Annotated in this window: 8 protein-coding genes; 7 read left to right on the forward strand and 1 reads right to left on the reverse strand. The window is 71.9% G+C overall.

Going from position 1 to position 9,625, the window contains the following annotated elements:
* Positions 1–249: 249 nt before the first annotated feature.
* Positions 250–738, reverse strand: coding sequence for a transcriptional regulator BldD (gene bldD, locus SACSA_RS0111270; protein ID WP_003096372.1), 489 nt, complete (start codon positions 736–738; stop codon positions 250–252).
* A gap of 261 nt (positions 739–999) precedes the next feature.
* Here bldD and pyrR point away from each other — a divergent pair, with 261 nt between their 5' ends.
* The 7 genes from pyrR to pyrF all read left to right on the forward strand — a co-directional run.
* A complete protein-coding gene (pyrR, locus tag SACSA_RS0111275) occupies positions 1,000–1,581 on the forward strand; it encodes a bifunctional pyr operon transcriptional regulator/uracil phosphoribosyltransferase PyrR (protein WP_019815954.1) in 582 nt (193 codons plus the stop codon).
* Complete coding sequence (locus SACSA_RS0111280) at positions 1,578–2,507, forward strand: aspartate carbamoyltransferase catalytic subunit (RefSeq protein ID WP_019815956.1); 930 nt, start codon at positions 1,578–1,580, stop codon at positions 2,505–2,507. The genes pyrR and SACSA_RS0111280 overlap by 4 nt, the downstream gene beginning before the upstream one ends.
* Positions 2,504–3,808 carry a dihydroorotase gene (locus SACSA_RS0111285; protein WP_019815958.1) on the forward strand — a complete coding sequence of 435 codons (1,305 nt, stop codon included), beginning with the start codon at positions 2,504–2,506 and terminating at the stop codon, positions 3,806–3,808. Before SACSA_RS0111280 ends, SACSA_RS0111285 begins: the two co-directional genes overlap by 4 nt.
* Positions 3,808–4,299, forward strand: coding sequence for a PH-like domain-containing protein (locus tag SACSA_RS0111290; RefSeq protein ID WP_019815961.1), 492 nt, complete (start codon positions 3,808–3,810; stop codon positions 4,297–4,299). Before SACSA_RS0111285 ends, SACSA_RS0111290 begins: the two co-directional genes overlap by 1 nt.
* The gene (carA, locus tag SACSA_RS0111295) at positions 4,296–5,432 is read left to right on the forward strand and encodes a glutamine-hydrolyzing carbamoyl-phosphate synthase small subunit (RefSeq protein WP_019815962.1); all 1,137 of its coding nucleotides are present in this window, start codon (positions 4,296–4,298) and stop codon (positions 5,430–5,432) included. The genes SACSA_RS0111290 and carA overlap by 4 nt, the downstream gene beginning before the upstream one ends.
* Entirely contained in the window at positions 5,416–8,751 is a 3,336-nt protein-coding gene (gene carB / locus SACSA_RS0111300; RefSeq protein ID WP_019815964.1) for a carbamoyl-phosphate synthase large subunit, read from the forward strand. Before carA ends, carB begins: the two co-directional genes overlap by 17 nt.
* A 102-nt stretch (positions 8,752–8,853) precedes the next feature.
* Positions 8,854–9,625: orotidine-5'-phosphate decarboxylase (gene pyrF, locus SACSA_RS22550; protein ID WP_019815966.1), on the forward strand; the 772-nt coding region annotated here is incomplete at its 3' end.

The raw sequence follows: 9,625 nt of genomic DNA on the forward strand, positions 1-9,625 counted from the left end.
GCCCCGGCGCGTCCGGACGGGCCGGGGCGCCGTGGCTGCGCCCGCTTGCCGGGCGCTCGCTGTCGCTGTCCGGGTCACGTCCGGCTGGGCCCCGAGTGAGCCGTGTCCGGCTCGGGACCCGGATGAACCGCCTCCGGCTCAGGACCCGATGAGCGCGCTGCGCTGACCGTCTCCGGTGGGGGAGGCCCTCCCCGAGCTTTTCCTCCGCCCTCCGGCCCGGCACCGACGCGCTGGACTCTCGCCGCCGCTTCAGTCCTCCTTCGACGGGCGCGCCTCGGGAGGCAGCACGCCCCAGTCGATGAGCTGCTCGGTCAGCTCACCGGGGGTCATGTCGTAGATGATCGCCAGCGAGCGCAGGTCCTCGGTGCGGATCGAGAGCACCTTGCCGTTGTAGTCGCCGCGCTGGCTCTGGATGGTCGCCGCGTAGCGGGCCAGCGGGCCCACCTTCTCCGCGGGGAGTTGCTGCAACCGTTCGAGATTGATCACAATCTTCGTGGCGGGCTCCGCACCGGAGGGCACACGTCCCTCCGGCAGCAGCTCGACCACCGGAACACCGTAGAAGTCGGCGAGCTCGGCCAGCTTCTGCACGGTCACCGCGCGATCTCCCCGCTCGTACGAGCCGACGACGACGGCCTTCCAGCGGCCGCCCGACTTCTGCTCGACACCGTGCAGGGACAAACCCTGTTGCTGGCGGATGCCGCGGAGCTTGGCCCCGAGCGCCTTGGCGTAATCGCCCATGTGGTGGTTCTCCGTTTCCTCGCCCCGATACGGCCGCCGTGGACCGACAGGGTATTTCCAGGCCGAATACTCAGAGTAATGGTTACGCCTCGTCGTCACCAGGTCAAGCAGATCATCGCTGGAGGGTGTTACCGAGCGAGACAGACCACCCGTAAGGGCGAGGTCCGCACACCTGCTAGTGTCGACGCAGTTCGCCTGCACATGCAGGGTTTCGACATCCTTTAAGGACCCGTCCGGTGAGGCGGGGAAGGAGGTCCCGCCGTGGCGCCACGCCCGCGTGGCGCGACGGGTCCGGCCGGGGAGCGCGAGCTGCTCTCGGCCGGAGACGTCGCGCGCACCATCGCCCGAATGGCCCATCAGGTCATCGAGAAGACCGCGCTCGGTGCCGAGGTGATGACTCCACCCGTGTTGGTGGGCATCCCCACCCGAGGAGCCACACTCGCCCACCGGCTGAGCGCGAAGGTCGCCGAGTTCTCCGGGGTCGACGTGCCGAACGGCACCCTCGACGTCACGCTGTACCGCGACGATCTGCGGCACAAGCCCACCCGTCCCCTCGAGCAGACCCAGATGCCCGGAGCCGGGATCGAGGACCGGGTCGTGGTGCTCGTCGACGACGTGCTCTTCTCCGGCCGCACGATCCGTGCCGCGCTGGACGCCCTGCGCGACCACGGCAGGCCCCGATCCGTCCAGCTCGCCGTCCTGGTCGACCGCGGCCACCGCGAACTTCCCATCCGTGCCGACTACGTGGGCAAGAACGTGCCCACCTCCCGCACGGAGGAGGTCTCGGTGCTGCTCGACGAGGTCGACGGCCGCGACGCCGTTCTGCTCAGGGAGCGCCGATGAGGCACCTGCTGACCACCGACGGGCTCGACGCGGGCGTGGCGACCGCCGTGCTCGACACCGCCGACGAGCTCAAGCGCACGCTGCTCGGGCGGCAGGTGCGCAAGCTGCCGACGCTGCGCGGGCGGACCGTCGTGACGATGTTCTACGAGAACTCCACGCGCACGCGCGTGTCGTTCGAGATCGCGGGCAAGTGGATGAGCGCCGACGTGGTCAACGTCTCGGCGGGCGGCTCGTCGGTCGGCAAGGGCGAGTCGCTGCGCGACACCGCGCTGACGCTGTCGGCCGCGGGCGCGGACTGCGTGGTCGTGCGCCACCCCGCCTCCGGAGCGGCGCACCGGCTCGCCGGGTGGCTCGCCGACGCGGGCACCTCGGTGGTCAACGCCGGCGACGGCACCCACGAGCACCCCACACAGGCGTTGCTCGACGCCGCGACGCTGCGGGAACGCCTCGGCACGCTGTCCGGGCGCCGGGTGGCCATCGTCGGCGACGTGCTGCACAGCCGGGTGGCGCGCTCGAACGTCCACCTGCTCGCCACGCTCGGGGCGGAGGTGGTGCTGGTCGCGCCGCCGACGCTGCTGCCCGCGGGCGTCGGGTCCTGGCCCGTCACCGTCGCCTACGAGCTGGACGCCGAACTGCCCGCCGTGGACGCGGTGATGATGCTGCGGGTACAGGCCGAGCGAATGCACGGCGGGTTCTTCCCCTCGGCGCGGGAGTACTCGATCGCCTACGGGCTGAACGAGACCCGCCTGGCCATGCTGCCCGAGCACGCCGTGGTCCTGCATCCGGGCCCGATGCTGCGCGGCATGGAGATCGCCTCCTCGGTGGCCGACGCGCCGAACGCCGCCATCACCGAACAGGTCCGCAACGGCGTGCACGTGCGCATGGCCGTGCTGTATCACCTTCTGGCCGGAGAAGAGGAATCGTGACAGGCTCCGAGGGCACCGAGGTACTGATCAAGGGAACGCGGCTCTACGGCGAGGGTGAGCCGACCGACGTCCGCGTGGCCGACGGCGTGATCGCCGAGATCGGCGCGCTCACGCCGGGCTCGGCCACCGAGGTGATCCCGGCCGACGGGCAGGTGCTGCTGCCGGGATTCGTCGATCTGCACACCCACCTCCGTGAGCCCGGCCGCGAGGACGCCGAGACCGTGGAGACCGGTTCGGCCTCGGCCGCGCTCGGTGGCTACACCGCCGTGTTCGCCATGGCCAACACCGACCCGGTGGCCGACAACGCGGTCGTCGTGGAACACGTGTGGCGCCGGGGCCGCGAGACGGGGCTGGTCGACGTGCACCCGGTCGGCGCGGTCACGGTGGGACTGGCGGGTGAACGGCTGGCCGAGATGGGCACGATGGCCCGCTCGGCCGCCGGGGTGCGCGTGTTCTCCGACGACGGGCACTGCGTGTCCGACCCGCTGCTCATGCGCCGCGCGCTGGAGTACTCGACCGCGCTCGACGTGGTCGTGGCCCAGCACGCCGAGGAACCCCGGCTCACCGTCGGCGCCCAGGCGCACGAGGGAGAGCGGGCCGCGCGCCTGGGCTACACGGGCTGGCCCGCCTCGGCCGAGGAAGCCGTCGTCGCACGCGACTGCGTGCTCGCGCGGCACGCGGGCGCCCGGCTGCACGTGTGCCACGTCTCCTCGGCGGGCACCGTGGACGTGCTGCGCTGGGCCAAGGACCTCGGCACGGCCGTCTCGGCGGAGGTGACCCCGCACCACCTGCTGCTCACCGACGAGCGACTGGCCACCTACGATCCGGTCAACAAGGTCAACCCGCCTCTGCGCACCTCCGACGACGTCACCGGCCTGCGGCGCGCGCTGGCCGACGGCGTGCTCGACTGCGTGGCCACCGACCACGCCCCGCACGCCCCGCAGGACAAGGAGCACGAGTGGGCCGCCGCACGCCCGGGAATGCTCGGGTTGCAGACCGCGCTGTCGGTGGTGGCGCACACGATGGTGCGTCCCGGTCTGCTCGACTGGCGCGGCGTGGCGCGGGTGCTGAGCGAACGTCCCGCGGAGATCGCGGGCCTGCCGGACCAGGGCAGGCCGCTGGCCGTGGGAGAACCGGCCAATCTGGCACTGGTCGACCCCGAGGCCGAGTGGACGGTGCACGGACCCGACCTGGCGAGCGTCGCCGCGAACACCCCGTACGAGGGGATGCGGCTGCCCGCCGTGGTGCGCGCCACGCTGCTGCGTGGCCGCGTGACCTCGCGCGAAGGGAAGATTGTGTAATGGAAAGGGTCGCGCTGACGCTGCTGGTCCTCGCGGTGTTCGTCCTGTGCCTGTACGGCATGTGGCGGGGCTGGCGGCGCCAGGCCCGAGCGCAGAGCGTGCGCATCCCGCCGTTTCCCTCCGTGCCCGCCGACCCGGGCGAGCCGGTCCTGCGTACGCGCGGGATCTACGTCGCCACCACGCGGGCCGGGCACTGGCAGGACCGGGTGGTCACCCGGGGCGCGGGGCTGCGCGGACCGGCGGAGCTGCGCCTCTACCCCGACGGCATCGAGGTCGACCGGCGCGGGGCACCGGGGTTCTGGATTCCCCGGGACAGCGTGATCGACATCGGCAGAGCGAAAGGAATGGCGGGCAAGGTCATGGGCACCGAGAGCCTGTTGGTGGTCACCTGGCGCCTCGACGGCGTCGAGCTGGACACGGGTCTGCGTGGTGACGACCTCGCCGCGTACCCGCGGTGGATCGAGCAGCTCAAGGGAGGTGCTCCGCTGTGAACAGCACGCGAACGGCCGCCGCGCTCGTGCTGGAGGACGGCCGGATCTTCCGGGGCAGCGCCTACGGCGCGCGGGGCCGCACCCTCGGTGAGGCCGTCTTCTGCACCGGCATGACGGGCTACCAGGAGACGCTGACCGACCCGTCGTACCACCGGCAGATCGTGGTGCAGACGGCGCCGCAGATCGGCAACACCGGCTGGAACGACGAGGACGACGAGTCGCACCGCATCTGGGCCGCGGGTTACGTGGTGCGCGAACCGGCGCGGGTGCCGTCGAACTGGCGGTCCACGCGGTCGTTGGACGAGGCCCTCGCCGAGCAGGGCGTGGTCGGCATCGCCGAGGTGGACACCCGCATGCTGACCCGGCATTTGCGCGAACACGGCGCGATGCGCGCAGGCGTGTTCTCCGGCGACGCGCTGGGATCCGACGACGACATGATCGCGCAGGTGTGCGCGAGCCCGCCGATGAAGGGCGCCGACCTGGCCGGGCAGGTCAGCACCGGCGAGACCTACGTGGTGCCCGCGCTCGGGCAGACCCGGTACCGGGTGGCCGCGCTCGATCTCGGCATCAAGTCGAACACCCCGAGGGAGCTTGCCCGGCGGGGCGTGGAACTGCACGTGCTGCCGTCGGGCAGCACGATCGACGACGTGCTCGCGCTGGCGCCCGACGGGGTGTTCTTGTCCAACGGCCCCGGCGACCCCGAAACGCAGACCGGGGCGATCGAGCTGACGAGGCAGGTCCTCGGCCGCGAGATCCCGCTGTTCGGCATCTGCTTCGGCAACCAGATCCTCGGCCGCGCCCTCGGCCTCGGCACCTACAAGATGCGCTTCGGCCACCGGGGCGTGAACATCCCGGTGCTCGACGCGGCCACCGGCCGGGTGGCCATCACCGCCCAGAACCACGGTTTCGCCCTCGAAGGCGAGCCCGGAGCGCGCTTCGACTCGCCGTTCGGCGCGGCCCGGGTGAGCCACCACTGCGCCAACGACGGCACCGTGGAGGGACTGCGCTGCGAAGACGTGCCCGCGTTCTCGGTGCAGTACCACCCGGAGGCCGCCGCGGGCCCGCACGACGCGGCGCCGCTGTTCGACGAGTTCGTGACGCTGATGGAGGCCCGGAATGCCCAAACGCACTGACCTCGAGCACGTGCTGGTGATCGGCTCGGGCCCGATCGTGATCGGCCAGGCCGCCGAGTTCGACTACTCGGGCACGCAGGCGTGCCGGGTGCTGCGGTCGGAAGGGCTGCGGGTCAGCCTGGTGAACTCGAACCCGGCCACGATCATGACCGACCCGGAGTTCGCCGACGCAACCTACGTCGAGCCGGTCACGCCCGACTTCGTCGAGAAGGTGCTCGCGACCGAGCAGGCCGAGGGCAGGCCGGTCGACTCGCTGCTGGCCACCCTCGGCGGTCAGACGGCCCTGAACTGCGCGGTGGACCTGCACGAACGCGGGGTGCTGGACAAGTACGGCGTCGAGCTGATCGGTGCCGACATCGACGCCATCCAGCGCGGTGAGGACCGGCAGAAGTTCAAGGACATCGTCGCCTCCGTCGGCGGCGGCGTGCCGCGCAGCCGGGTCTGTCACTCGATGGACGAGGTCCGTGAGGTCGTCGCCGAGCTGGGCCTTCCGGTGGTCATCCGGCCGTCGTTCACGATGGGCGGGCTCGGCTCGGGCATGGCGCACACGTGGGACGAACTGGAGCGGATGGCCTCGTTCGGACTCGAGGAGAGCCCGGTGACCGAGGTCCTGATCGAGGAGAGCGTGCTCGGCTGGAAGGAGTACGAGCTCGAACTCATGCGCGACCGGCACGACAACGTGGTGGTCGTGTGCTCCATCGAGAACGTCGACCCCATGGGCGTGCACACCGGCGACTCGGTGACCGTGGCCCCGGCGATGACGCTGACCGACCGCGAGTACCAGCACATGCGCGACGTCGGCATCGACGTGCTGCGCGAGGTCGGCGTGGACACCGGCGGCTGCAACATCCAGTTCGCGATCAACCCGGCGGACGGCCGGATGGTCGTCATCGAGATGAACCCGCGCGTGTCCCGCTCGTCGGCGCTGGCGTCGAAGGCCACCGGGTTCCCCATCGCCAAGATCGCCGCCCGGCTCGCCATCGGCTACACGCTCGACGAGATCAGCAACGACATCACCGGCGAGACCCCGGCCTCGTTCGAGCCCACGCTCGACTACGTCGTGGTCAAGATGCCGCGCTTCGCCTTCGAGAAGTTCCCCGGGGCGGACCCGACCCTGACCACGACGATGAAGAGCGTCGGCGAGGCGATGTCGCTGGGACGCGGCTTCACGGAGGCGCTCGGCAAGGCGATGCGCTCGCTGGAGACCAAGGCGGTCGGGTTCTGGACGCGCCCCGATCCGGAGGGCGCGACCCTGGAGTCCACCCTGGAAGAACTGCGCACCGCGCACGAGGGACGGATCTACACGGTCGAGCGGGCGCTGCGCCTCGGCGCCACCCCGGAGCAGGTGCACCGCGCCAGCGGGATCGACCCGTGGTTCGTCGACCAGATCTCGCTGATCGCCGAGGTCGGCGCCGAGGTGGCCGGCGCGCCGGTGCTGGAGACCGACCTGCTGCGCCGCGCCAAGCGGATCGGGCTGTCCGACCGGCAGATCGCCGCGCTGCGGCCGGAGCTGGCCGGGGAGGACGGGGTCCGCGCGCTGCGGCACCGGCTCGGGGTGCGGCCCGTCTACAAGACCGTGGACACCTGCGCGGCCGAGTTCGAGGCGCGCACGCCGTACCACTACTCGGCCTACGAGGCCGATCCCGACGCCGAGTCCGAGGTCCTCGCCCAGCGGGACCGGCCGAAGGTGCTCATCCTCGGCTCGGGGCCGAACCGCATCGGGCAGGGCATCGAGTTCGACTACTCGTGTGTGCACGCCGCGCTGGCGCTGCGGGAGGCCGGGTTCGAGACCGTGATGGTCAACTGCAACCCGGAGACGGTCTCCACCGACTACGACACCTCCGACCGGCTCTACTTCGAGCCGCTGACCTTCGAGGACGTGCTGGAGGTCGTGCACGCCGAGCAGGCATCCGGCGAGGTCGCGGGCGTGATCGTGCAGCTCGGCGGGCAGACCCCGCTCGGGCTCGCGCAGCGGCTCTCCGACGCGGGCGTGCCGGTCGTGGGAACCCCGCCGGAGGCGATCCACCATGCCGAGGAGCGCGGCGCGTTCGGCGAGGTGCTGGCCTCGGCGGGCCTGCCCGCACCGAAGTACGGCATGGCGACCTCGTTCGACGGCGCCCGGCGCATCGCCGACGACATCGGCTACCCCGTGCTCGTCCGCCCGTCGTACGTGCTCGGCGGGCGCGGCATGGAGATCGTCTACGACGAGGCGTCGCTGGAGAACTACATCCAGCGCGCCACCGAGGTCACCCCCGAGCACCCCGTGCTGGTGGACCGCTTCCTCGACGACGCCATCGAGATCGACGTCGACGCCCTCTACGACGGTGAGCAGCTCTACCTGGGCGGGGTCATGGAGCACATCGAGGAGGCCGGGGTGCACTCCGGTGACTCGGCGTGCGCACTGCCGCCGATCACGCTGGGCCGCACCGACCTGGAGGCGGTGCGCCGGTCCACCGAGGCCATCGCCCGGGGCGTGGGCGTGCGGGGACTGCTGAACGTGCAGTACGCGCTCAAGGACGACGTGCTCTACGTCATCGAGGCCAACCCACGTGCCTCCCGCACGGTGCCGTTCGTGTCCAAGGCCACCGCCGTTCCGCTGGCGAAGGCCGCCGCCCTGATCATGACCGGGTCGTCGATCGCGTCGCTGCGCGAGCGGGGCGTGCTGCCGGCCGAGGGTGACGGCGGCGGGCTGCCCGCCGGGTCCCCGGTCGCGGTGAAGGAGGCCGTGCTGCCGTTCCACCGCTTCCGCACGCCGGAGGGGCACGGGGTGGACTCGCTGCTCGGGCCGGAGATGAAGTCGACCGGCGAGGTGATGGGTGTCGACCTGTCCTTCGGCGAGGCCTTCGCCAAGTCGCAGGAGGGCGCCTACGGCTCGCTTCCGGTGCGCGGCACGGTGTTCGTGTCGGTGGCCAACCGGGACAAGCGTTCGCTGGTGTTCCCCGTCAAGCGGCTGGCCGACCTCGGCTTCTCCGTGCTGGCGACCTCGGGCACGGCGGAGGTGCTGCGGCGCAACGGCATCACCTGCTCGGTGGTGCGCAAGCACTACCAGGGCAGCACCCCCGAGGAGCCGAACATCGTCGAGATGATCCGCGACGGGGGCGTCGACCTGGTGATCAACACGCCGTACGGCAACAGCGGCCCGCGCGTCGACGGGTACGAGATCCGCACCGCGGCGGTGTCCCGCGGCGTCCCCTGCGTCACCACCGTGCAGGGAGCGGCGGCGGCCGTGCACGGCATCGAGGCGCTGATCCGGGGTGCCATCGGCGTCCGCTCCCTCCAGGCGCTCCAGGCGAACCTGCGCGCGGGAACGGCCTCGTGAGCCCCGCGCCCCCGCGTTGTCTTGCCGTCAAGGCCTCCTTCACTGCACTCAACGCAGTCAAGGAGGCCTTGACGGCACCGCCAACAACGGGAGGGGACGAGCGTGCGTGAGGGGTTCGGGGCGCGGCTCACCGCCGCCGTGCGGGCGCGGGGACCGCTCTGTGTGGGGATCGACCCGCATCCCGGGCTGCTGCGTGACTGGGAGCTGCCCGCCGACGCGCGCGGGCTCGACCGGTTCGCGTTGACCGTCACCGACGCGCTGGCGGAGCACGTGGCGGTGCTCAAACCGCAGTCGGCGTTCTTCGAGCGCTTCGGATCGGCGGGCATCGCCGTGCTGGAGCGGGTGCTCGCGCGGGCCCGCGAGGCGGGCGCGCTGGTGCTGCTCGACGTCAAGCGTGGCGACATCGGCTCCACGATGGCCGCCTACGCCGAGGCCTACCTCGCCGACGGCTCCCCGCTGGCCGCCGACGCGGTCACGGTGTCGCCGTACCTCGGGTTCGGCTCGCTCGACCCGGCGCTGCGCGCGGCGGAGGAGAGCGGCCGGGGCGTGTTCGTGCTCGCGCGAACGTCCAATCCGGAAGGACACACCGTGCAGCGCGCCGGAACGGCGTCAGGGCACTCCGTCGCTCAGTCGATTGTGGATCAGGCGGCGGAGCGCAACGCCGGAGCACGCCCACTGGGCGCGGTCGGCGTCGTGGTGGGCGCCACGGTCGGGGTGGGTGAACTCCGGCTCGACGCCCTCAACGGCCCGGTGCTCGCCCCCGGATTCGGCGCGCAGGGCGCGACGGCGGCGGATCTGCGCCGCGTGTTCGGCGCGGAGCTGCCCGGGGTGCTGCCCGCGTCGTCCCGCGAGATCCTGCGGCACGGGCCGGACC

The sequence above is a fragment of the Saccharomonospora saliphila YIM 90502 genome (assembly GCF_000383795.1).
In the GTDB taxonomy this organism is placed as follows: domain Bacteria; phylum Actinomycetota; class Actinomycetes; order Mycobacteriales; family Pseudonocardiaceae; genus Saccharomonospora; species Saccharomonospora saliphila.